Raw genomic sequence first — 22,700 nt, 5'->3', positions numbered from 1 at the left:
CCGCGCGCCGCAGGCGCGCGGACGTTCTTCTCTCTTTCCGCTCGGTGGGTCTCAGCAGAAACAGTCCTCACTCGGCGACCTCCTTGTCCTTCTCTCGGCCCTTCGACGCCGCGGTGTCCACCGCGTCTTTCACCTGACTCTCGTCGACCTTGTCGGTGCGCTTGCCGACCTCCCTCGCGGTCCTGTCGTCGTGTTTCTCCGCGAGGCCGAGGACCTTCTTCAGTTTCGAGAGCGTGCCCACGCCTCCGAGGCGGGACTCGCGACGAAAGAGAATCGCGTCGGCGCCCGCGAGCGGTCCCGGTTCACTCGAGCAGGTCGCGATAGATCGCGCGGTAGTCGTCGCTCCCGTCGACGCGTTCGTCGAAGCGCACGTCGCCGTCGTCGAGGACGGTCAGCCGGTCGAGCGAGGGGCCGAACGCGTCGAGGTGGTGGGTCGAGACCACCACGGTCCGCTCGCCCTCGCAGTAGTCGGCGACGAACGCGACGACTCGCTCGCGGGCGGCGTCGTCGAGTTCGTCCAGCGGTTCGTCGAGCAGGACGAAGGCGGGCCGGCGGACGAACGCCAGCGCCACGTCGAGCAGGCGCTGGTAGCCGCCCGAGAGGTCGGCGGCGACGCGGTCGCGCACCTCGTCCAGTTCGAGGCCCGACCGGACGCTCGCGAGCCAGTCGTCGCCGGCGTCGCCCATCGCGGCGAACACCCGCAGGTTCTCGTCGACGGTCAGGTCGGGGTAGACGCTCGGCGTCTGGAACCCGCAACCGATCCGGCCCTCGGGACGGGTGATCGTCCCCGAAGTCGGCCGGTCGAGACCGAGCACGAGCGCGAGTAGCGTCGACTTGCCCGACCCGTTCGGCCCGACCAGCGCGTGCAGGTCGCCGGCCTCGATCCGGAGGTCGACGCCCGCGAGCGCGGTGACGCCGTCGTAGCGCCTGACCACGCCGTCGAGACGGATCTCGCGGGCCGGGTCGCGCTCGCGCTCGCGGTTCGCCCCTCCGGCGCGGTCAGCCATCGCGACCCCTCCGTTCGTAGGCGACGACGCTCGCCGCCAGCCAGCAGCCCGCGGCGACGGCGACGCCGCCGAGCAGGAGCAGACGGTCCGTGAACAGTCCGGGGGAGAGGTCCTTCAGCGCGACCGCGCGGACGACGACCGTCGCGTGATACACCGGGCTCCAGCCGGCGATGGTCCGGCGGGCCGCCGAGAAGAACCCGGTCGGGTAGACGGGGTTCGAGAAGGCGACGATCCCGCCGAGGAGCGCGACGTTGACGAACCGGCCGGCGACGGAGAACCGGGTGGCGAAGGTGACGCCGAGGCTCACCGCGACGAGCGCGGCGCCCGTCAGCGCGACGACGCCGAGGGCCGCGGGGTCGGCGACCGACACGCGATAGCCGAGCGCGACGCCCGCTAGTCCCATGCTCGCGACCGCGGCGGCGCCCAGCGCGGCGAACAGGGCGGCCTTCGCGGCGAGCAGCGCCCACAGCGACGACTCGACGCGCACGCGGTCGAACACCCGCTGCTCGCGGGCCAGGTGGTAGGGGACGTAGGTGAACGCGTAGATGGCGAGCAGGTACACCAGCCCGGTCGCGAAGAGGAACTCGGGGAGCGTCCGCTGGGCGCCGACGATCTCTCGCTCGACGGTGACCGTCGACGGGAACACGCCCGCGCGGTCGCGGAGCGTCCCCGTCACCGCCAGCGACGGGTCGACGTAGGTCACCATCCCGCCGTCGACGGCCAGCGAGAGGGTGACGTTCGCACCGCTCTCGTAGAGGCCGTCGTCGACCGTGAGGACGCCGTACACCCGCTCTCGGTCGAGCGCGGTCCGCGCGGCGTCGGGCGAATCGTACTCGCGCGGCGCGGAGACCGTCCGCGCGAGGCCGGTGACGGCCTGCAGTTCGTCCTCCGTCACGGCGTCGTCGGCGGGCACGACCGCGACCGGCACGTCCTGAGGGACGGTCCGGTCGAAGGAGGTCGTGGCGACGCCGAACAGCGCGGGCGCGAGCAGGAAGACGACGGCGACGGCTCGCCAGTTGCGGCGGAGCCAGAACAGTTCCTTCTGGAGGAGCGGTGCGTCCATTCGAGAACAGTGAGACGGGAGGACCTTACGCGATCCCTGCTGCGGTCGATCCCGTCGCGACGCCGGTCGCCGTCGAACTCTGGCCGCCGGTCAGGATCGAACCGTACCAGCGGATGAGCGTCTCGGCGGTCTCGATGTCCGTCTGCCGCGAGACGGTCACCGTCGTGCCGTCACGGGTCACGTCGGTCTCGCGGAGTTCGGTCTCCAGCGTCTCGTTCTGGATGGCGCCCGCCTGGATGGAGATGAACCCCTGCGCGAGGTCCTTCACGTCCCGGGCGGTGTCCGTGGAGTTCGTCAGGACGCGCGACTCGGTGCCGAGGGCCTCGCCGTCCTCGGTGATGTAGTAGGTCCCCGAGGTGATGTGGAGGTCGTTGTAGGCCTCGGCGTACGCGGTGACGTTCAGGCCGGTCGACTGGCCCATCGTCCGGTTGATCTGCGTGACGTTGACGTTCTGGGAGCTCTGGGCGTACCGGAGGTAGCCGTCGCGGGTTTCCTCGAGCGCGCGGCGGAGGTCGCCGTCGACGGGTTCGGCGTTGTCGGCCTCGACGTCGACGGCGTCGGCGACGGCCTGCTCGGTGCCGAAGACGTACTCGTCCTCGTCGAAGACTGCGACCCACTGGTCGGGCTCGGGCGGCCCGAAGCTCGTCACGTTGTCCTCCTCTTCCTGGGGCTCGGGCTTGTAGACGGTCACGCCGTCGACGGTCGTGTTACGGTACGACCGGTTGGCCTGTTCCGAGACCGCGTCGACCACGTCGGACTTCTCCCAGTCGGCCTCGACGATGGCGCCCTGGTAAGGCGGCGACGTGAAGTTCGCCTGGCGCTGGCTGTAGACGATGACCTGCTCGACCGCGCGCGGGTCGAGACCGCTCTCGTTCTCGACCTCGTCGAACGCGCCCGTCAGGTTCGCCGGGATCATCTCGGCCGGCGAGGTGGCGGAGACCATCTCGTCGTCGGTCTCGTTGGCCTCGCCCGACTCGGTGGCGTTGATCGAGCCGACCGTGGCGTTGTACCCCGTCGCGTAGAGGCGCTCGGCCGTGTCGGACTCGAGGACGCTCCCGTCGAAGACGGCGACGCTGTCGACCCCGTCGGGCACCGGCTCGAGCATGGCCGAATCCTGCGAGTCCGTGACGCCGTCGAGGGCGCCCATCTGTGCCGCGGCGACGCCGCCGACCGCGAGGAACGCGACGACGACGACCGCCTTGGCCGCTGTGCTGCTAATCGTGCCTGTCGGTATGGAGGGCATTCCGTCTTCCCCTACTCGAACATGTCAGTAATAAGTGTCGGTTCCGGCGGCGAGCGCCGCGGCCTCCGGCGGTCCGTCGCGGGGCGATCCGACGACCGGAATGGCCGGATTGATATAGCCGCCCCCTGTGAGTCTCCCCTAATGAGCGCACGCGAGCGCACCAGGGAGGTGATCGGGCGATGAGCGACTCGACCGACGAGGTACGCGCGTACACAGTCAGGCTCGAACTCGTCGACGAGCCGGGCGAGCTCCTGCGGGCGCTGCACCCGATCGCCGACAACGGCGGGAACCTCCTCTCGATCTTCCACGAGCGGGGGAACCTCACCCCGCGGGGTCACATCCCCGTCGAGGTCGACCTGGAGGCGACCCCCGAACGCTTCGACGAGATCGTCGACGCGCTCCGCGACGCCGGCATCAACGTCATCCAGGCCGGCACGCAACACTACAGCGAGTCGCTGACGATCGTCGTCTCCGGCCACATCGTCGACAGCGACCTCTCGCACACCCTCTCGCGCATCCGCGAGACGACCGACGCGACGGTGACCGACCTCTCGCTGTCGGCGCCGGAAGGGACCGAGGACGTGTCGAGCGCGCGCCTGCGACTGGCCACCGAGGAGGGGGAGACCGACTCGACGCTGGCCGCCCTGCGCGACATCGCCGCGGCGAAGGACCTCCGTCTGGTCGAGCCGCTCACGGCGGGTGATGCGGCGTGAGACTCGCGGTACTGGGCGCCGGCGCCGTCGGCGCCTCCGTCGCGGAACTGGCCGCCGACTACGGCCACACCGTCACGGCGCTGGCCGACTCCTCGTCGGCCGCCGTCGACCACGAGGGCGTCGACGTGGCGACCGCCCTGGAGTCCAAGCGCACCGACGGCGTCGTCGGTAGCGCGGACCCCGAGGCCGCGCTGGACGGTGAGTACGACGTTCTCGTCGAGGCGACGCCGACGACGCTCGGGGACGCCCAGCCCGGCTTCGGCCACGCTCGGACCGCGCTCGAACGCGACCGCCACGTCGTCCTCGCCAACAAGGGGCCCGTGGCCGAGCGCTACGGCGAGGTCCGCGAACTGGAGCGCGAGAGCGACGGGGAAGTGCTGTTCGAGGCGACCGTCGGCGGGGCGATGCCGGTCCTCTCGACGATCGCCGACTTCGACGCCGACCACATCAACGCCGCCCGCGGCGTCCTCAACGGGACGGCGAACTTCATCCTCACGCGGATGGCCGCCGAGGGGCTCGACTACGAGCACGTCCTCGCGGAGGCCCAGGACCTGGGCGTCGCCGAGGCCGACCCGGCCTTCGACGTGGAGGGGACCGACGCCGCGCTGAAGTGCGTCATCGTCGCGAACGTCCTCGCCGGCGACGACCGCGAGTACACGCTGGACGACGCCGAGGTGCAGGGCATCGAGGAGATCCCCGGGAGCGCGCTCGACCTGGCGACCGAGGACGGCCGCACCGTCCGGCTCATCGGCGAGGTCACGCCCGCCGGCGAGGTGCGCGTCGGTCCGCGGCTCGTCCCCGAGAACGGCACGCTCGCCGTGACCGGCACCGAGAACATCGTCCAGCTGGAGACCGAACACGCCGGGCGGCTCAACATCTCCGGGCGCGGCGCGGGCGGGCCCGAGACCGCGAGCGCGGTGCTGGCCGACGTGGGTCGGCTGCCCGAGCGCTAGGGAGGCGCTCGGCTTCGCAGGGGCCCGTGGGACCGAAACGCCCTATGCGGACCCGCCTGTTCTGGCTGGCATGAACTCGCGGATCCCCGGATTCTACACCCGAGACCGTTCCGAGCGACTGTCGACGGTCGCGGACCGCCGTGACCTCGACGCCGACGCGGTCGACGCGCTCGACGCCGACGGCGAGGTCGGCGAGACGGTCGACGGTCTGAGCGAGAACGTGGTCGGGAGCATCACCTACCCCCTGAGCGTCGCGACGAACTTCGTCGTCGACGGCGAGGACGTGCTGGTGCCGATGGCCGTCGAGGAGTCGAGCGTGGTCGCCGCGGCCTCGAAGGGCGCGCTGCTGGCTCGCTCGACCGGCGGCTTCACCACCGACACGGACGGGCCCTACATGATCGGGCAGGTCCAGGTCGCGGACGTGGCCGACCCGACCGCAGCGCGCCTGCGCGTCCTCGAACGCGCCGAGGAGATCGCCGCCGTCGCCAACGACCAGGGCGTCCTCGTGAGCCACGGCGGCGGCTGCGAGGACGTGACCGCGCGCGTCGTCGACACACCGGCCGGCCAGACGGTCGTCGTCCACCTGCTCGTGGACGTGCGCGACGCGATGGGGGCCAACGCAGTGAACACGATGTGCGAGGCCATCGCGCCGGTCGTGGCCGACGCGACCGGCGGCCGCGTCTCGCTGCGCGTCCTGTCGAACCTGGCGGACTGTCGGCTCGCACGCGCGAGGTGCCGGGTCGATCCCGACGCGCTCGTCGACAGCGGAGACGACTCCGAGGAAGCGAGCGGGATCGACGGCGAGACCGTTCGCGACCGCATCGTCGAGGCTTGGGCGTTCGCCGCGGGCGATCCCTACCGGGCCGCCACGCACAACAAGGGGATCATGAACGCCGTCGACGCGCTGGCCGTCGCGACGTGCAACGACTGGCGCGCGCTCGAAGCGGGCGCACACGCGTACGCCGCACGGGAGGGGTACGGTCCGCTGACGACTTACGAGGTCGGTGACGACGGGGACTTGATCTGCAGCATCGAACTCCCGGTCCAGGTCGGGACCGTCGGCGGCGCGACCGCGGTCCACTCCGCCGGTCGAGCGGCGATGGACGTTCTCGGTGTCGAAGGCGCCGACGAGTTCGCGAGCGTCCTCGCGGCGCTCGGCCTCGCGGAGAACCTGGCGAGCCTGCGCGCGCTCGTCGACGAGGGCATCCAGTCCGGGCACATGAAGCTCCACGCCGAGAACGTCGCCAGACAGGCCGGCGCTCCGGCGGGACTCGTCGAGGAGGTCGCGGCCCGCATGGTCGCCGGGGAGGACATCCGAGAGAGCCGCGCTCGCGAACTCGTCGAGGAACTGGGATGACGGCGGACGGCCGGCCGTCCGGGCCGCTCCACGCCGTCGGCCCGTGGTCCGTGAGAGCGGTTGCCAAATCGCAGGACGGCGTGGGGATCGCGTGGAATCGCTATCGAAATGGTTTTAACACTAACCGCCAAAGAGTTCCCACATAGCGCCTCTGCGCGTGAGATAAACAATGAGCGAAGACAAGCCACACCAGAATTTGGCTATCATTGGTCACGTTGACCACGGGAAAAGCACACTGGTCGGGCGACTGCTGTACGAGACAGGCAGCGTCCCCGAGCACGTAATCGAACAGCACAAGGAGGAGGCCGAGGAGAAGGGCAAGGGCGGCTTCGAGTTCGCCTACGTCATGGACAACCTGGCCGAGGAGCGAGAGCGCGGTGTCACCATCGACATCGCCCACCAGGAGTTCGACACCGACGAGTACTTCTTCACCATCGTCGACTGTCCGGGCCACCGCGACTTCGTCAAGAACATGATCACGGGCGCGTCCCAGGCGGACAACGCCGTGCTCGTGGTCGCCGCGGACGACGGCGTCCAGCCCCAGACCCAGGAGCACGTCTTCCTGGCCCGCACCCTGGGCATCGGCGAGATGATCGTCGCCATCAACAAGATGGACCTCGTCGACTACGAGGAGAGCCGCTACAACGAGGCCGTCGAGGAAGTCAAGGACCTGCTCAACCAGGTCCGCTTCGACACGGAGAACGCGAAGTTCATCCCGGTCTCGGCCTTCGAGGGCGACAACATCGCCAGCGAGTCCGAGAACACGGACTGGTACGACGGCGAGATCCTGCTCGAGGCGCTCAACGCGCTGCCCGAGCCGGAGCCGCCGACGGACGCGCCGCTGCGCCTCCCGATCCAGGACGTCTACACCATCTCCGGCATCGGTACGGTCCCGGTCGGACGCGTCGAGACGGGCATGCTCAACACGGGCGACAACGTGAGCTTCCAGCCCTCCGACGTCGGTGGCGAGGTCAAGACCATCGAGATGCACCACGAAGAGGTGCCCCAGGCCGGCCCCGGTGACAACGTCGGGTTCAACGTCCGCGGCATCGGTCAGGACGACATCCGCCGCGGTGACGTCTGTGGTCCCGCCGACGACCCGCCGTCGGTCGCCGAGACCTTCCAGGCTCGCATCGTCGTGATGCAGCACCCGTCGGTCATCACCGCCGGCTACACCCCGGTCTTCCACGCCCACACGTCGCAGGTCGCGTGTACCATCGAGTCCATCGACCAGAAGATCGACCCCGCGACGGGCGAGGCCGAGGAGGAGAACCCGGACTTCATCCAGAACGGCGACGCCGCAGTCGTCACCATCCGCCCGCAGAAGCCGCTCAGCATCGAGTCGGCCAACGAGATCCCCGAGCTGGGGAGCTTCGCCATCCGCGACATGGGTCAGACCATCGCCGCGGGGCAGGTCATGTCCGTCAACGAGCGCGAGTAACTCATGCAGCAAGCACGCGTCAGGCTGGCCGGCACCAGTCCCGAAGACCTCGACTCGATCTGCGGCGAGGTCAACGACATCGCCAACAAGACCGGCGTCGAGCTGTCGGGGCCGATCCCGCTGCCGACGAAGACGCTCGAGGTGCCCACCCGCAAGTCCCCCGACGGCGAGGGGACCGCCACGTGGGAGCACTGGGAGATGCGCGTCCACAAGCGGCTCATCGACATCGACGCCGACGAACGCGCGCTGCGCCAGCTGATGCGGATCCAGGTCCCGAACGACGTCTCCATCGAGATCGTCCTCGAGGACTAGAGGGGACGGTGGCAGCGGCCACCGCCGTCGCCCGGTCGCCCGACGGCGCGACCGTGTGACCGATTGCCGAAGCCGCTCTCACGCGCAGGACTTATCCCCTCCGCGCTGCGAGCGATATACGCGGGCTCGTAGATCAGTGGCAGATCGCTTCCTTCGCAAGGAAGAGGCCCGGGGTTCAAATCCCCGCGAGTCCATAGCGGTTTTTCGTTCCCGCGAACTATCCGGTTAGTCGCCGGTACTGCGGTTCTCGCGGGAACTTTCTCGCCCACGGGTAGCGAAACTATCGGCGGCTCAGATCGAATTGGTTCGGAGTCTCGAACTGTCCCGTCCGATTGGCTCGAAGCGCGTCGCTACGCGTGTTCGTCGATCCATCGACACCACGCCTCGAAGTCTTCGGCGCCGCACTGGTCGGCTATCGAGTGGAGCGTCCCCATCGGGATCTCGTCCTCCGACTTCATCGGGACAGTCACCGTTCGAACCTCGTCGGTGTCCGGACTCTCCCACCGAAGTTGGAGATGGCTCCCAGTTCGTCCAGCCCTCCGATAGCCGTGATTACGCAGGACTTTCGCTATTTCGCGCCCGGAAAACTGCGTGCGGACCATCGGGGTCTACTGCATGAAGTCCGGGGGTTCCTCGTCTCCTTCGTTCTCCGGATCGAGGCCCCACTCTTCGAGGTCCTCGTCGGACACCGGTTCGCCGCCGCCCTCGTGAAGTGTCAGGGCCTCGGCGAGCATCCGAAGGGCCTCGGCCTTTGTGTCTCCGAAGGAAGCGACCCCCGTCTCGATGTCCCTGGCGGTGATCGAGCCGTCGTCCTCGTGGATGAACTCCACTCCCTCCCCGTCGGAATCGTCGTGGGCTCTCGTCGCCATACGAGCGAATCTTGCGTGGACTCGGAGAAAAACCTTCGGTCGGAATATTCCGTCTCACGGGCGGCTCCTGCCCCGCGAGTCCACTACCATCTTTTTCCGGACGGGGCCCCTCCCGAGCTAGCGGTTCGCTGGCAGCCCGAGTATCCAGGGCCGTGAACGAAACGGGTCGACGACTTCCGTCAGGCCCGCTCGCACCGTCACTCCTCGTGAGCATGCGCTTCGAGCGTCTCCAGACGCACCCGCTCCAGGGCCTCCTCGGCGGTGGCTTCGAGGACGACGGGCGGGGCGGCGTCGGCGGCCTCGGCTTCGAGCCAGCGGTCGAGACAGAGACACCAGCGGTCGCCGGCCTCCAGGCCGGGGAACTCAAGCTCGGGCCGGGGGGTGATCAGGTCGTTCCCGCGGGACTTGCTGTACCGGAGGAACTCCTCGGTCATCACCGCGCAGATCTCGTGGCGGCCGGCGTCGTTCGGGAAGTGCCGACAACAGCCGTCGCGGCCGTAGCCGGTCAGCGGGTCTTCGCTACACGTCGCCAGTTCCGTTCCGAGTACGTTCCGCTCCGTCACACCTGCCCGTTAGTCGCGTGCGGGCTAATCCCTTCGGACTGTGGACGACCGGAACTGTCCGATGCCCCGAGTAGACCGGCGATCGGCCCCAATAAACAATATTCTTATATAAAATATCGGCCCGTTCCGTCTCCGTGGTACGCGAAGGCAGTCTCCCCCACCGATCCGATTATATAAGAACAATTATACACATGATCCCGGCCTCGTGATGTCGGCTCACGGGGAACGAACGAAGGGGGTCTCCACTCGAAACCCCCGATCGCTTCCACTGCAGATCCGGCCGCTATCCCCCGATTTTCGGGAATTCGAAACTACTTTCACCGCGGTATACCTACGCTTAAGAGGTAATCACCGTATGAAACGGAACGCACGGTCAGGTGACCAGCAACGTCCGTAGCGACGCGACTTCTCGGGATTCGGACACACGTATCGATCGGCGAGTACCCGCAAACCAAAGCGTTATTTGGGACCCAAACAAACAGGATTTCCGTCACAGATGATAGGTACGAGGCCACAGCGGACACGCTCTCGATCCGGTTTTGGTATCGGTCGGGGGAGGACTAGAACACATGAGTAGCGGCGATCTCGCGGTCGACGACATCGACCTGCCGATCAAGCGCACCGAGGGGGCGACGTTAGAGGAGCGGTTGACCGGCAACGCGTATCACAACATTCTGCCCGCGCGCTATCTCCGCAAGGACGCCGACGGCGAACTCGTCGAACAGCAGGAGGATCTGTTCGTCCGCGTCGCCAAGAACATCGCGCTCGCCGAGGCCGTCTACGAGGCCGACGAACGGGGCGTCGAGGTCACGGTCACGCCCGACCAGCTCAAGCCCGACCACCCGCGCCGCGACGAGCTCGCTGAGGAAGTCTTCGGCGCAGGCACGACGGCCGACGACGACGCGGAGACGGCCCTGAACCAGCACAACGTCAACAAGTTCGCCTACGAGACGGTCGTCCCGGAACTGCCCGATGGCGTCCGGAGCCACGTCGAGGCGACCGCCGAGGAGTTCCAGCGGCTGATGGAGGATCTGTCCTTCATGCCGAACTCGCCGACGCTGATGAACGCCGGCGACGAGCTCCAGCAGCTGTCGGCCTGTTTCGTCGACTCGCCCGAGGACGACATCACGAACATCCACCAGACCGCCAAGGAGGCCGCCGAAGTCTTCCAGTCCGGCGGCGGCATGGGCTACGCCTTCTGGCGGCTGCGCCCGTACGGGGACGCCGTCGGCTCGACCGGCGGCATCGCGTCCGGTCCGATCACGTTCATGCGCACGTTCGACCAGATGTGCGAGACAATCGCCCAGGGCGGCGCCCGTCGGGGCGCCCAGATGGGCGTCATGCGCGTCTCCCATCCGGACGTGATCCAGTTCATCCACGCCAAGAACAAGGACGTCTCCCTGGCGCACACCCTGCGTCTGAACGACCCGGACGACTTCACGCACAACTCCTTCGCCGACGCCTTAGAGGAGGCCCGGGAGCTCATCGACGACGACGGCAAAGTGCCCAAGCACCTCCGCAACGCCGTCGAGGGGCACCTCTCTAACTTCAACATCTCCGTCGGGATCACCGACGACTTCATGGACGCGGTCAAGGCCGACGAGGAGTTTACCTTCACCAACCCGCGGACCGAGGAGCCCCACGTCGCCACCGCCGAGACCAAGGAACTGTACGAGATGTTCGACCTCGGCGAGTACGTCGAGGTCGGCGAGGTCCTCTCGGTGCCCGCCCGGAAGGTCTGGGAGCGCATCGTCGACGGCGCCCACGAGAACGGCGAACCGGGCGTCGTCTACCTCGAGCGGATCAACAAGGAACACTCGTTCGACGTCGAGGAACACCCCGACCACCGCATCCTCGCGACGAACCCCTGCGGCGAGCAGCCCCTCGAGGAGTACGAGGCGTGTAACCTCGGCCACATCAACCTCTCGACGCTCGCGGCGACGGACGCGCCCGACTGGCGCGTCTGGTCGGAGGCACACGCCGACGAGTACGACACGCTGGAGGACGCGGTCGACGCGTTCCTGCAGGAGGCCATCGACTTCGAGGCGTTCGACCACCGCATCGAGATGGGGACTCGGTTCCTCGAGAACGTGGTCACGATGTCGGACTTCCCGGTGCCGAAGATCGAGGAGACCGTCCGGGAGATGCGCAAGATCGGTCTGGGCGTCATGGGCCTGGCGCAGCTGTACATCCAGCTGGGCATGCGCTACGGCGACGACGTGTCCAACGAGGTCGCCCGCCAGCTGATGCGCCACATCAACCACGGCTCGAAGCGGGCCAGCCACGACCTCGCCGCCGAGCGGGGGAGCTTCGAGGAGTGGGACAACTCCAAGTACGCGAACCCCACCGAGTACCGCGAGTGGTTCGAGAAGCAGACCGGCCTCGACGCCGACGAGTGGGCGGATGGCTTCGCGCTGCGCAACCACAACACGACGACCATCGCGCCGACGGGCACGACCTCGATGGTCGGCAACACCACCGGCGGCTGCGAGCCCATCTACAACGTCGCCTACTACAAGAACGTCTCCGACGACGTGCAGGGCGACGAGATGCTCGTCGAGTTCGACGACTACTTCCTGCGCGTGCTGGAGGAGAACGACCTCGACATCGACGCCGTCAAAGAGGAGGCCCAGGAGCAGATGGCCAACAACGAGTTCGACGGCGTCGACGGCCTCTCGACGGTCCCGGACGCGGTCGGCGAGCTGTTCGTCACCACGGGCGACCTCTCGGCCAAGCAGCACGCTGGGATCCAGGTCGCCTGCCAGGAGGGCGTCGACTCCGCCATCTCGAAGACCGTCAACGCGCCGAACGACTCGACGGTCGAGGACGCCCAGGACGTCTTCGAGTACATCTACGACCACGGCGGCAAGGGCGTCACCTACTACCGCGACGGCACCCGCAGCAAGCAGGTGCTCACGACGCGCGCCCAGAACACCGAGTTCGCCGACATGGACGCCGACGAGGTCGTCGCCCAGATCGAGGAGGTCTTCGGCGGCTTCGACGCCTTCCTCGAGGAGGACGCCGTCCAGGCGGCCATCGAATCGGAGACCGAGGAGATCCTCGGCGCCGCCGACGGCGAGCGCCCCGACTACGCCCAGAAGCGCTCGCGGCCGGACGTGCTCCACGGCGTCACCCAGCGCATCGACACCGGCTACGGGAAGCTCTACGTCAACATCAACGAGGACCCCGAGGCCGAGCGCCCGTTCGAGCTGTTCGCCAACATCGGCAACTCCGGCGGCTTCACCGCTTCGTTCACCGAGGCGCTGGCCAAGACCATCTCGACGGCGCTGCGCGCGGGCGTCGACCCGCACGAGATCGCCGACGAGCTGCAGGGCATCCGCAGCCCGAAGGTCGCCTGGGACAAGGGCGAGCAGATCCAGTCCATCCCGGACGCCATCGGCACGGCCCTCCGTCGCTACCTCGACGACGAGATCGACAAGGGCTACCCCCAGCAGGCGACGCTGGAGGAGACCGCCGAGGAGGAGCGCCGTGAGGGCAGTGACCCGAACCAGGACGTCGGCGCCGCCGAACCGGAGACGGACGGCGGGGCCTCCGTATCGATGGGCGCCGCGCCCGGCAGCGACGCGGGCGAGCCCGGTCCCGAGGCGGGACAGGCCGCCGAGGGCGACCAGCAGGAGCTGATCGACGCCGGCGAGAGCCCGGAGTGTCCGGAGTGCTCGTCGCTGTCGCTGTACTACTCCGAAGGCTGCAAGACCTGCGAGTCCTGCGGCTGGTCGGAGTGCTGAGGTAGATGGACGAGGCCCCCGCATCGACGCTGTCGCGGGGGCTCGCGTGGCTCCGGAGCGTTCCGGCCACCCTCTCTCTCTGCGGTCTCTTCGTTCTCGTCTTCGCCGCCGAGTGGTACGTCTGGGACCGCTTCGGATATCGGACGTTCGTCGCGCTGTTCGTCGCGACGCCCGACCCCTCGCCGGGCTGGCTGCTCGCGCCGCTGGCGCACCTACCGACCGATCCCAGGCACGTCGTTTCGAGCGTCGTTCAACTGTTGCTGTTCGGCGGCGTCGTCGAGCGCCGGCTGGGTCGCCGGCGATTCCTCGCGCTGGCGGCGGTCTCGGGGCTGGTGACGACGGGCGCGCAGGTCGCCTGGTACGTGTCGCTCGGCGTCTCGGGTCGGGTCGCAGGGACGCTCGGCGCCAGCGGTATCGTGCTCGCGATGACGACGCTCGTGGTCGTCGACAGCGTCCGGTATCGGGTCGCGACGGGCGGCTGGCACGGTGAGTTGACCTGGCTGTGGGTCTTCTTCGGGGGCGTGATCGCCGGACAGGCCGTCTTCGGGCTGGTCGCGCTCGCGGCCGGGACCGCGGAGGTCGGCGTCGTCGGCCACCTGACCGGCGTGGCGATCGGCCTCGGCGTCGGACTCGTTCGACCGACCGGCGCGGTGCTGTTCTCCGGCGACGCCCGCTATCGGTCGTAGCGCCTCGCACCACCCGATCCGGTCCGGCCTTCCGGGAGGCGTGGACTTTTCCCCCGCCGCGGTAACGCGGAGGGTATGACGTACGATATCGCGTTTATCGGAACGGGACCGGAGCCCGACAATCCGGTATGGGGCGAGAGCGCGGCGATGGCCTACCGACACGCCGAGGGCTACCGCGAGCGCGAGGACTGCCGGATCGTCGCCGCCGCCGACATCGTCCGCGAGAACGTCGCGGCCTTCGCCGACGAGTTCGCCGTCGACGAATCGGGGATCTTCGAGGACTACGAGACGATGCTCGAATCGGCCGACCCCGATATCGTCTCGATATCGACCCCCGTCCCGACTCACGCCGAGATCGTGCTCGACTGCATCGCCAGCGGCGTCCCGGAGGCGGTCCACTGCGAGAAGCCGATGGCGACGACGTGGGGCGACGCGCGCCTGATGGCTCAGGAGGCCAGTCGCCGGGACGTGCAACTGACGTTCAACCACCAGCGGCGCTTCTCCCCGGTGTGGCGCGAGCCCAAGCGGGCGCTGGACGAGGGGGCTATCGGCGACCTGCAGCGGGTCGAGGTCGGCACGAGCACGCTGCTCGACAACGGGACTCATCACGTCGACCTGGCGCACATGTACGCCGGGGAGTCACCGGTCGAGTGGGTCATCGGCCAGATCGACTACCGCGAGGAGTACGTCAAGTACGGCGCGCACAACGAGAACCAGGGGCTCGTCCAGTGGGCCTACGAGAGCGGCGTCCAGGGCATCGCGACGACGGGGTTCGGCGAGGACGGCGTCGGCGTCCACCACCGCCTGCAGGGCACCGACGGCGTCATCGAGGTGACGCCGTGGAACGAGGCGCAAGCGCGGGTCCGCCGGGACGGCGAAGGGTGGGAGACGCTGGTCTCCGGCGTCGAGAACGCGGCGGCGGTCCCGCCGGCCATCGACCACGTCGTCGACTGCCTGCGCGACGGCGTCGAACCGGAGTTCTCCGCCCGGCGGGCGCTGTCGGTGACCGAAGTGATCTTCGCCGCCTGGGAGTCCTCGCGACGGCGCGGCCGGGTGGACCTGCCGCTCCGGGTCGAGGACAACCCGCTCGAAGCGATGGTCGAGTCGGGCGAGCTGTCGCCCGAGCCCGCCGGTGAGGACTGACGGCGGCAGCCGGGCGCCGCCCTCGCGGTCCGCAACCGGGGTCGACCGCCGAGCGAGGCGATCCCGTCGGACGCCCGTCGGACGGTCCCGGAAGCTTATGGTCACGGGCCGGCCTGTATCCGGTATGCTCAGCGCAGTGGTGCTTCAGTCCGGGCTGGAACTGCTCACGCAACCCGTCGGGATACTCGGCGTCCTCGTCCTGCTGGCGGCGATCATCCTGATCGGCCGGTTCCTGCTGTCGATGGCCTGGCGGCTGGTGATCATCGGCATCATCATCGTCGGGACGCTGTACATCCTGAGCGTCCTCGGTTTCTCTGTCCTGTAGGTCGGCCGCTCATCGGTCGACGGCCGGCGGCTCCGCGACGGCGAGCTCGCCGGAGAGGTCGTGCTGGGTGGTCGTGCTGAGGTCGATACCCGCGGCCGCGCAGCGCTCTTTGACCCGCTGGATGTACGTCGAGCGGGCGACGGAGAACTCCTCGCGGTCGGGGCTGTCGATCCAGAACCGCGACTGGAGGACGACGGCGGAGTCGGCCAGGTCCGTGACGCGCACGGACGGCTCGGGGTCGTCGAGGATCCCCTCGTGGTCGTCGGCCACGTCGAGGAGGATCCGCGTCGTCTCGTCGATGTCGTCGGCGTAGCCGATGCCGAAGGAGTACGAGATCCGCAGCTGCTCGTTGCTCATCCGGTTGGTGACCGCGGTCGTCGCGAGTTCGGTGTTGGGCACCGTGACCGTCTCGTTGTCGAAGGTCCGCACCCTGGTCACGCGGAAGCCGATGTCCTCGATGAACCCCGCGCGGCCGTCCCACTCGATCCAGTCGTCGATGTTGAAGTTGCGGTCCTGGACGATGAACAGGCCGGCGACGAAGTTTGAGAGCACGTCCTGGGCGGCGAACCCCACCGCCAGCGTCAGCGCGGCGACGACCAGCGCCGACCCGCCCAGCAGCGCGGTGAACCCGGCCGCGGCGACCCCCGCTGCGAGCGCGACGACGACTACAGCGACGCCGATGACCTTGAGGAGCGCCCGCTCCAGCGTCCGATCCAGGTTCCAGCGATCCAGCACGAGCCGCGCCAGCGGTTCGACGACCAGCTGACCGATCAGGAACACGACCGCAGCGACGGCCGCGAACTCAGCGAGCTGCCAGCCCAGGTCGACGTACTCCTCACCCAGTTGCGAGAGCGACTGCAGGAGAGTCATAGGGGTACGAACGACGGCACCCAGGTAAAGGTGGTCACGCGAGTCACTCGTAGCCGATGGTTCGCCCCACGTTCCACGCCGCTCGGCCGTCCTTCCACCGTATCCGTTCCGGCACCTGTTCACGGCCGAGGTGCGGTGGCGCGCGCTGTCGCGCGCATGAAAGCGCGCGACAGCATCGCGCGAGGGATGAGTAGCGCAGGAGCTTGCGACGAGCAACGAAATCGGCTGGGGAGGTATGTGGCTGTCTGCGGTGCTGTGCGGGGCGGGTGCGGTGCCGTGCTGTTCCTGGCGGACTGAAAGGGCGAGGCGCGCTCGCGTGCAGTCCAGTCGTCTGCGCGACCCCTATCCGCGCGGTGCGAGGCGCGCAGCGCCTCGATGCGAACGGCTCTGCCGTGAGCGGGCGGTGCCGAGAGCGCGGATATGTCGCTCAGCGACCGCGAGCGCGTTGAGGGCTTTCATCGCCTGCGGTCAGTTGCAGTTGCGGTCGAAAAGACTGCTAGCGAGCGCGGCGAGGGCTTTCAGCGCTCACTGTCGAGTACAGTCGACGATCCAGGGCGAGTCACGCGAGTTTCCTCGGCACGTCCGGCGGCTAAAGCGAGATACGGAACCGAAGCGTCTCGAACACCTAGACGCCGTCGAGGAAGTTGCGGATCACGTCGTGGCCCACCGCCGTCAGCACGGACTCGGGGTGGAACTGGACGGCCTCGATGGGGTGCTCGCGGTGGCGGATCCCCATCACGAGATCCACGCTGTCGCCGTCCTCGGTCTCGGCCGCCGTCGTGGCGGTCACCTCGAAGCAGTCGGGGACCTCCGTGGCGACCAGCGAGTGGTAGCGCCCGCCGCGGATCCCCTGGTCGAGGCCCGCGAAGACGCCCTCGGCGTCGTGACTGATGGGGAAGGCCTTGCCGTGGATGGGTTCGGGCGCGCGCCCGACCGTCCCGCCGTAGGCGTAGACGGCGGCCTCCAGCCCGAGACAGACTCCCAGCGTCGGCACCTCGGGACTGATCTCGGTCAGCACGTCGTTCGTGACGCCGATGTCGCGGTCGTTCTTCGGGTGGCCGGGCCCGGGGCTGATCACGATGGCGTCCGGGTCGGCGCCGCGCACGTCGTCCAGCGAGGCCGTGTTGCGGACGACCTCCGTGTCGGCGTGCTCGCTGACGTACTCGACGAGGTTGTAGGTAAAGGAGTCGAAGTTGTCGACGAACAGTACCTGGCGCTCGTCGGCCCGTTCGCGCTGGTCGGCGCTCATCGGGAGACCTCCTCGGGCTCGGCGGCGTCGCCGTCGCCCGGGGCGTCTTCGGCGTCGTCGGCCGCGGCCTCGTCGCCGTCCGTGGCCTCGGACGCCATCTCGATGGCCTCCAGCGCGTCGAGGACGCCGCGCATCTTCTGTTCGGTCTCCTCGTACTCGCTGGTCGGGTCGCTGTCGGCGACGATGCCGGCGCCGGCCTGGACCGTGATCCGGTCGGCGCTGTCGGCCGCCTCGTCGGGAACGCCGACGCCGTAGCGGCTGTCGAGGTCCTCGACGGTCGCGGTGCGGATGACGATGGCGAGTTCGGCGTCGCCGGTCCAGGTGAAGTAGCCGACGCCGCCGCCGTAGGGGCCTCTCGGCGTCCGTTCGAGGTCGTCGATGATCTCCATCGCCCGGATCTTCGGCGCACCGGAGAGCGTCCCGGCGGGGAAGGAAGCGCGGGCCGCATCGAAGGCGTCCGAGCCGTCGGCCAGCGTCCCCGTCACCGTGGACTCGATGTGCTGGACGTGGCTGTACTTGAGGACGCTCATGAACTCCTCGACGCGGACGCTCCCGGGCTCGGCCACGCGGCGCACGTCGTTGCGCGCGAGGTCGACGAGCATCGTGTGTTCGGCTCGCTCCTTCCCGTCGGCGAGCATCTCGCCGGCGAGCCGGCGGTCCTCGACGGGACTGGTCCCCCGAGAACAGGTCCCGGCGATGGGGTTCGAGAGCACGCGGTCCCCGCGGACCGCCACCAGCGTCTCCGGGCTGGCGCCGACGACCGAGAGGCCGTCGTAGTCGAGGACGTACATGTACGGCGAGGGGTTGACCGACCGCAGCGACTCGTACAGCCCCAGCGGGTCCACGTCGCCGTAGAGTTCGCGAGTCCGCGAGATGACGCCCTGGTAGATGTCGCCGGCGAGGACGTGTTCTTTCGCTTTCTCGACGGCCTCCTCGTACTCGTCCTGGGGTCCGGCGGTCTCGCTGTCGCGGGCGAACCCGCCGGTCTCCAGGTCGGCGGCGTCCGCCAGCAGGTCGGCGACGCGCTCGGCCTCCGCCTCCAGTTCCTCGTAGCGGGCCGCGGCGTCGTCGTCTGGTTCGAGGATCGGCGTACAGACGAGCGAGACGGTCCCCTCGACCTCGTCGAAGACGAGCGTGGTCGTCGTGAGGACGAACTGGGCGTCGGGATACCTGGAGTCGGGATGCTCCAGCCCCACCTCGTCGAGCCAGCAGTCGTAGACGGCGTCGTAGCCGATGAAGCCGACGAGACCGCCCTCGAAGTGCTCGCGGTCCATGTCGGGGAACCCGCGGCGCTCTACGTCGGGCATCGCGCCGCGGACGCTGTCGAGGGTGTCGCCGCCGTCGGCGTCGAAGAAGGCGTCGTAGCGGTCGTCGAACGTCTCGACGGTCGCCCCGTCCGCGTCGACGGTGACGACGCCCTTCGGGTCGTGGCCGACGAAGGAGTAGCGGGCGTGGCGGTCCTCGGTGGTCGGCGCGAACGCGCCGTCGGGGTCGCTGGAGGCGACCTTCTCGGCGCTCTCCAGCAGGAACGTGTAGTCGGCGCCCTCGATGTCGGTGGTCCGACCCGACAGCGCGGCGTACGCCTCCAGCGGCTCCAGGTCGGTGTCCAGCTCGACCGCCGCGCGCACGACGACCGGTTCGTCGCCGTCGGCGTCGGCCAGCTCGACGAACTCGTCTCTCGACGGTTCGAGTTCGAGGTCGGTTCCGGGATCGGGGTCGCTCACGCGGCCACCTCCCGCCGGGTCGCCGCGGCGACGAACTCGCGGACGGCTTCGTGGTCTTTCTCGCCGCCGACGCGTTCCCCTCCCTCGACGCGCTCGACGCCCGTGGCCACGTCGACGCCGAACGGGTCGACCGTCTCGACGGCCGCGGCGACGTTGTCCGGCGTGAGCCCGCCGGCCAGGATCACGGGCACGTCCAGGTCGGCGACGATCTCGCGGGTGCGCTCCCAGTCGTGGGTCTCACCGGTGCCGCCGCCGCCCGCGGCGTCGACCGAGTCGACCAGCAGGGCGTCCGCGGCGTCGGCGTAGTCGCGCACGTCGTCGGCCCCGGCGTCGACCGCGACGACCAGATCCTGGGACAGTCGACGGGAGAGCGCGCCGAGTTCGCCCGGCGAGAGGCCGCCGTGGACCTGCACGGCGTCGGGTTCGGCGTCCTCGACCAGCCCGACCGCCGCCTCGACGGTCGTCGGCATCGTCACCAGCACGCCCGTCACGAGCGGCGGGACGCCCGCCAGCAGGTCGGCGGCGGTGTCGGCGTCGACCTCTCGCGGGGTGTCGACGGGCACGTCGCTGACGACGCCCACCGCGTCGGCGCCCGCGGCGACGACGGCCTCGCGGTCCGACTCGCGGGTGACGCCGCAGACCTTCACCCGGGTGGCCGAACGTCCCGACTCGGTGTGGCTCGCGTCGCTCATCGGCCCCCGTCGGCGGCGACGCGACTGGTGACCTCGCGCAGGTCGTCGAGCTTCGCGGCGGCGTCGCCCGAATCGATGGCGTCGACGGCGGCCCCGACGCCGGCCTCCAGCGAGTCGGCCATGCCGGCGACGTAGACGGCCGCGCCGGCGTTCGCGAGGATGATGTCGCGCTTGGCACCGGTGACCGACCCGTCGACGATCCCCAGCAGGTCCTCGGCGTTCTCCTCGGGCGTGCCGCCAGCGACGGCCTCGATGTCGTGTGTCTCCAGCCCGAGGTCCTCGGGGGTGATCGTGTACTCGGTGACCTCGCCGCCTTCGACCTCGGCGACGGCGGTCTCGTCGTGGATCGTGATCTCGTCCATGCCGGAGCCGTGGACGATCAGGGCGTGGTCGACCGGCATCTCGGCGACCGCGCGGCCGATCAGGCCGACCAGATCCGGGTCGTAGACGCCCATGACCTGCGCGTCGGCGCCGGCGGGATTCGTGAGGGGACCGAGCACGTTGAAGATGGTCCGCATCCCCACTTCGCGGCGCGGGCCGATGACGGCCTTCATCGCCGGGTGGAACGCCGGCGCGTGCATGTAGCCGATGCCGGCCTCCTCGACGGTCGCCTCGACGGCATCGGGGTGGGTGTCCATGTCCAGCCCGACCTCCTCCAGCACGTCCGAGCTCCCCGACGACGAGGAGACGGAGTAGTTGCCGTGTTTGGCGATCGGGACGCCGGCGCCGGCGGCGACGATGGCGCTGGTCGTCGAGACGTTGATCGTGTCGTAGTCGTCGCCCCCCGTCCCGCAGGTGTCGACCAGCGGCGCCCGGTCGGGGTCGATGGTTCGGGCGGCCTCGCGCATCCCCTGCGCGAAGCCGGCGATCTCGGCCTCGGTCTCGCCCTTCGCGCGCAGCCCCGCCAGCAGCGCGCCGATCTGTGCCTCTGTCGCGTCCTCGAAGACGGCCGTCGCCGCCTCGCGAGCCTCCGCGAGCGTCAGGTCCTCGCCGTCCGTGACGGATTCGATGTATGCTTCCATGTGTGTAACCGATGGACTGTTTCGTTCTACGATGTACGAATCAGTACATCAACTTAAGCGTGTCGGGCGCGGTTCGCACGGTGACCGGCGCGGCAGGAGTGGCGCTCGGCCGCTCGGAACCCTATTCTCAAAGTTTGTATCGCGGGAGAAGGGACTATATGAGTGTTCGGTATATCGTGGGGATATGCGACCGACCCTCAAGCGACGGATCGGGCTCGCGCTGGGCGGGCAGTTCGCTCACGCGTGCTATCAGGTGGTGGTCTCTCTGGTCGCGCCGGGGCTGTGGCCGGTGCTCGGCGGGCTGGGCGTTCTCGCGGCCGCGGCGGGGCTCGCGTACGCCTACCGCGACATCGGTCGGGCGCTCGACGAGCGGGCGAGCGAGCGCCGGGACCTGCAGACCGCGCTGACCGAGGCCGAGCGCGAGCGCGACGACCTCCGCTCGCGGCTCGACGACGCGAAGTCCGACCTCGCCGATCTGCGGGCGGGACCGGATGCCGGGCCCGCCGCGCCGGTGGTTGCGGCGCCCGACGGCGGCGTCCGGACCGCCGACGACGCCGCGCTGGCCGACTACGACGGCAGCGTCCGAACGGTCGGGACGGCGCTGGACGCGTTCGGCGACGGCGACCTCACCCGGCGCCTCGACGCCGACGACGACTCCGAGGCGCTCGCGGAACTCGCGGCGGAGTTCAACGAGATGGCCGCCGCGTTCGAGCAGACCTTCGACGCCGCCACCGGCTTCAGCGAGGAGGTCGTCGGCTCCTCCGAGCAGGTGACGACCGCGACCCAGGCGGTGACCGACTCCAGCGAGAAGGTCGCCCAGCGCGTCGCCGAGATGGCCGACGTGTTCCACGAGCAACACCAGCAGATCAGCGGGATCTCCGACGAGATGTCCGACATGTCCGCGACCATCGAGGAGATCGCCGCCTCCTCCGACGAGGTCAAGGAGATGGCCGACCGGACCGAGCGCTCGACCGTCGAAGGCATCGAGGCCGGCCGCTCGGCCCGAGACACCATGGACGAGGCCCAGGACCAGATCGAGGGCGTCGTCGAGACGGTCACCGAACTCGACGAGCGGATGGACGAGGTCGGCCAGATCGTCGACCTCATCGACGACATCGCCGAGCAGACCAACATCCTCGCGCTGAACGCCTCCATCGAGGCCGCCCACGCCTCGGCGGGCGCGAACGACAACGGCTTCGGCGTCGTCGCCGACGAGGTCAAGAGCCTCGCCGAGGAGACCAAGGACGCCACCGACGAGATCGGGGGGCTCATCGGCGATATCCAGGACCAGACCGACGAGACCGTCGAGGAGATCACCGACATGCAGTCGACCATCGACGAGGGCAAAGACACCGTCGGCGAGGGGCTGGACGCCCTCGAGTCGATCCTCGAACACGTCCAGCAGACCGCCTCGGGCGTCACCGAGATCTCCAACGCCACCGACGACCAGGCGGCCTCCTCGGAGGAGGTCGCCGCCATCGCCGACGAGGCCGCCGAGACCAGCGAGGAGAACGTCGCGGAGGCCGAGCAGGTCGCCGCCATCGCCGAGGAGCAGAACCTCGCGCTCTCGGAGATGTACGTCAACGCGAAGATGCTCACGATGCGCGCCGAGCAGCTCTCGGCGCTGTTCGAGCGCTACGAGACCGAGTGACCGGTATCGGTTCGGCCCTCCGTCCATCCTGCCGCTCGCGACGCCTTTAACTCCCGCTGCCGAGCAGTACC

General features: G+C 69.1%; 22 protein-coding genes and 1 tRNA gene. 11 read left to right on the top strand and 12 right to left on the bottom strand.

Features of this window, described 5'->3' with window-relative positions:
* Positions 1-67 precede the first annotated feature (67 nt).
* The 4 genes from HZS54_RS14915 to HZS54_RS14900 all read right to left on the bottom strand — a co-directional run bounded on the left by HZS54_RS14915 (position 68) and on the right by HZS54_RS14900 (position 3,313).
* Positions 68-241, bottom strand: coding sequence for a hypothetical protein (locus tag HZS54_RS14915; RefSeq protein ID WP_179917902.1), 174 nt, complete (start codon positions 239-241; stop codon positions 68-70).
* 61 nt (positions 242-302) lie between these two features.
* The gene (locus tag HZS54_RS14910; RefSeq protein ID WP_179917901.1) at positions 303-1,007 is read right to left on the bottom strand and encodes an ATP-binding cassette domain-containing protein; all 705 of its coding nucleotides are present in this window, start codon (positions 1,005-1,007) and stop codon (positions 303-305) included.
* On the bottom strand, positions 1,000-2,070 hold the full coding sequence (locus tag HZS54_RS14905; protein WP_179917900.1) for an ABC transporter permease: 1,071 nt from the start codon (positions 2,068-2,070) through the stop codon (positions 1,000-1,002). The genes HZS54_RS14910 and HZS54_RS14905 overlap by 8 nt, the downstream gene beginning before the upstream one ends.
* 25 nt (positions 2,071-2,095) lie before the next feature.
* Entirely contained in the window at positions 2,096-3,313 is a 1,218-nt protein-coding gene (locus HZS54_RS14900) for a hypothetical protein (RefSeq protein ID WP_179917899.1), read from the bottom strand.
* Positions 3,314-3,492: 179 nt separating this feature from the next.
* On the opposite strand from HZS54_RS14900, the gene HZS54_RS14895 reads away from it, so the two are divergent.
* The 6 genes from HZS54_RS14895 to HZS54_RS14870 all read left to right on the top strand — a co-directional run bounded on the left by HZS54_RS14895 (position 3,493) and on the right by HZS54_RS14870 (position 8,283).
* Positions 3,493-4,026: an amino acid-binding protein gene (locus tag HZS54_RS14895; RefSeq protein WP_179917898.1), complete on the top strand. Its 534-nt coding sequence runs from the start codon at positions 3,493-3,495 to the stop codon at positions 4,024-4,026.
* Complete coding sequence (locus HZS54_RS14890; RefSeq protein ID WP_179917897.1) at positions 4,023-4,979, top strand: homoserine dehydrogenase; 957 nt, start codon at positions 4,023-4,025, stop codon at positions 4,977-4,979. Before HZS54_RS14895 ends, HZS54_RS14890 begins: the two co-directional genes overlap by 4 nt.
* Before the next feature lie 70 nt (positions 4,980-5,049).
* Positions 5,050-6,336: a hydroxymethylglutaryl-CoA reductase, degradative gene (locus HZS54_RS14885; protein ID WP_179917896.1), complete on the top strand. Its 1,287-nt coding sequence runs from the start codon at positions 5,050-5,052 to the stop codon at positions 6,334-6,336.
* Positions 6,337-6,505: 169 nt separating this feature from the next.
* On the top strand, positions 6,506-7,777 hold the full coding sequence (tuf, locus tag HZS54_RS14880) for a translation elongation factor EF-1 subunit alpha (protein WP_179917895.1): 1,272 nt from the start codon (positions 6,506-6,508) through the stop codon (positions 7,775-7,777).
* 3 nt (positions 7,778-7,780) lie between these two features.
* Positions 7,781-8,089, top strand: a complete 309-nt coding sequence (rpsJ, locus tag HZS54_RS14875; protein WP_006885248.1) for a 30S ribosomal protein S10 — start codon at positions 7,781-7,783, stop codon at positions 8,087-8,089.
* 122 nt (positions 8,090-8,211) lie between these two features.
* Positions 8,212-8,283 (top strand) — tRNA-Ala (locus tag HZS54_RS14870).
* A 156-nt stretch (positions 8,284-8,439) separates the two neighbouring features.
* Here the strand turns inward: HZS54_RS14870 and HZS54_RS14865 are convergent.
* From HZS54_RS14865 to HZS54_RS14855, 3 genes are all read right to left on the bottom strand, one after another.
* A complete protein-coding gene (locus tag HZS54_RS14865; protein WP_179917894.1) occupies positions 8,440-8,691 on the bottom strand; it encodes a type II toxin-antitoxin system HicA family toxin in 252 nt (83 codons plus the stop codon).
* A 6-nt stretch (positions 8,692-8,697) separates the two neighbouring features.
* Complete coding sequence (locus HZS54_RS14860; protein ID WP_179917893.1) at positions 8,698-8,958, bottom strand: type II toxin-antitoxin system HicB family antitoxin; 261 nt, start codon at positions 8,956-8,958, stop codon at positions 8,698-8,700.
* Between the two features lie 197 nt (positions 8,959-9,155).
* Positions 9,156-9,521, bottom strand: coding sequence for a DUF2237 family protein (locus tag HZS54_RS14855; protein ID WP_179917892.1), 366 nt, complete (start codon positions 9,519-9,521; stop codon positions 9,156-9,158).
* 569 nt (positions 9,522-10,090) lie between these two features.
* Here HZS54_RS14855 and HZS54_RS14850 point away from each other — a divergent pair.
* The 4 genes from HZS54_RS14850 (at position 10,091) to HZS54_RS14835 (ending at position 15,421) form a co-directional block, all read left to right on the top strand.
* Positions 10,091-13,267: an adenosylcobalamin-dependent ribonucleoside-diphosphate reductase gene (locus HZS54_RS14850; RefSeq protein WP_179917891.1), complete on the top strand. Its 3,177-nt coding sequence runs from the start codon at positions 10,091-10,093 to the stop codon at positions 13,265-13,267.
* Positions 13,268-13,272: 5 nt separating this feature from the next.
* Positions 13,273-13,953 (top strand): rhomboid family intramembrane serine protease, encoded by a 681-nt coding sequence (locus HZS54_RS14845; RefSeq protein WP_179917890.1) that lies wholly within the window; start codon positions 13,273-13,275, stop codon positions 13,951-13,953.
* 75 nt (positions 13,954-14,028) lie between these two features.
* Positions 14,029-15,096, top strand: coding sequence for a Gfo/Idh/MocA family protein (locus HZS54_RS14840; RefSeq protein WP_179917889.1), 1,068 nt, complete (start codon positions 14,029-14,031; stop codon positions 15,094-15,096).
* A 124-nt stretch (positions 15,097-15,220) separates the two neighbouring features.
* Positions 15,221-15,421 carry a DUF8029 family protein gene (locus tag HZS54_RS14835; protein WP_179917888.1) on the top strand — a complete coding sequence of 67 codons (201 nt, stop codon included), beginning with the start codon at positions 15,221-15,223 and terminating at the stop codon, positions 15,419-15,421.
* Positions 15,422-15,430: 9 nt separating this feature from the next.
* Here HZS54_RS14835 and HZS54_RS14830 read toward each other — a convergent pair whose 3' ends face one another.
* From HZS54_RS14830 to trpD, 5 genes are all read right to left on the bottom strand, one after another.
* Positions 15,431-16,291, bottom strand: a complete 861-nt coding sequence (locus tag HZS54_RS14830; protein ID WP_179917887.1) for a mechanosensitive ion channel family protein — start codon at positions 16,289-16,291, stop codon at positions 15,431-15,433.
* Positions 16,292-16,916: 625 nt separating this feature from the next.
* Complete coding sequence (gene trpG / locus HZS54_RS14825) at positions 16,917-17,540, bottom strand: anthranilate synthase component II (protein WP_179917886.1); 624 nt, start codon at positions 17,538-17,540, stop codon at positions 16,917-16,919.
* Positions 17,537-19,264 (bottom strand): anthranilate synthase component I, encoded by a 1,728-nt coding sequence (gene trpE, locus HZS54_RS14820; protein ID WP_179917885.1) that lies wholly within the window; start codon positions 19,262-19,264, stop codon positions 17,537-17,539. The genes trpG and trpE overlap by 4 nt, the downstream gene beginning before the upstream one ends.
* Positions 19,261-19,956, bottom strand: a complete 696-nt coding sequence (locus tag HZS54_RS14815) for a phosphoribosylanthranilate isomerase (protein WP_179917884.1) — start codon at positions 19,954-19,956, stop codon at positions 19,261-19,263. Before HZS54_RS14815 ends, trpE begins: the two co-directional genes overlap by 4 nt.
* Entirely contained in the window at positions 19,953-20,978 is a 1,026-nt protein-coding gene (gene trpD / locus HZS54_RS14810) for an anthranilate phosphoribosyltransferase (protein ID WP_179917883.1), read from the bottom strand. The genes HZS54_RS14815 and trpD overlap by 4 nt, the downstream gene beginning before the upstream one ends.
* Positions 20,979-21,162: 184 nt before the next feature.
* Here trpD and HZS54_RS14805 point away from each other — a divergent pair, with 184 nt between their 5' ends.
* On the top strand, positions 21,163-22,629 hold the full coding sequence (locus tag HZS54_RS14805) for a methyl-accepting chemotaxis protein (protein ID WP_179917882.1): 1,467 nt from the start codon (positions 21,163-21,165) through the stop codon (positions 22,627-22,629).
* Positions 22,630-22,700: the final 71 nt, after the last annotated feature.

Source organism: Halosimplex pelagicum (assembly GCF_013415905.1).
Classification (GTDB): Archaea; Halobacteriota; Halobacteria; order Halobacteriales; family Haloarculaceae; genus Halosimplex; species Halosimplex pelagicum.
The sequence above is the reverse complement of the archived record's forward strand: the minus strand, read 5'-3'. Positions and strand labels throughout refer to the sequence as shown.